At 58.1% G+C, this 594-nt stretch carries 1 protein-coding gene; it reads right to left on the bottom strand.

Annotation, left to right across the window (positions count from 1 at the left end):
• Positions 1–594, bottom strand: a 594-nt coding sequence (locus tag PAT3040_RS19060; RefSeq protein WP_181376715.1) for a PD-(D/E)XK nuclease family protein, incomplete at both ends; no start/stop codon positions are given.

Consider the following 594-nt stretch of genomic DNA (forward strand, 5'->3'; position numbering starts at 1 on the left):
CCGCTCTCGCGGGAGTCTAGCAATCCTTTGATAACGACGGCAAGCTCCGATCTGCGATTCTGCTCCCTTCGAACGAATTCGCCTCGCCCCTTCGCGGTTGGAAATCGATAATCGGCCTCCGTGACCGATGCTTGGGCATCGTAACCGGATGTCCGCAGCCACTGCTCGGCCGCAACGGAGTAGATCGCATGCTGGAGCTGCGTCCCGCCGCAGAAATATTCGGAAGGTTTAAACTTGGCCGGGCTTCCGGTCTTGTAATCGATAATCCGGTATTCATGCGGTCCGATCCGATCGATCCGGTCAATAAAACCTTTTAGCCTAAAGCGCATCCCGTTCGCCAGCTCGACCTCCATGGGCTCCCCAGCCTCCGTCTTCAGCTCCAGCTCGAAAAATAGCGGTTGAACGGCATTAACGGATTCCACATGGTAGAACACATCCGCATCCCGCCGCAGCTCCTCGGCTTCCTTAACGAATATATGGCTGCTTGGCGCAGGAATCCGTGACGCAAATGCCAACAGGGCCTGTTCGAGCCGCCCGTACAACCGCTCGCGATCGTGCACGGCTGCTCTCGCGCCGTTCCCCGTCGCTTCCTCC

Origin of the sequence: Paenibacillus agaridevorans, from assembly GCF_003112455.1 — a bacterium.
GTDB lineage: Bacteria > Bacillota > Bacilli > Paenibacillales > Paenibacillaceae > Pristimantibacillus > Pristimantibacillus agaridevorans.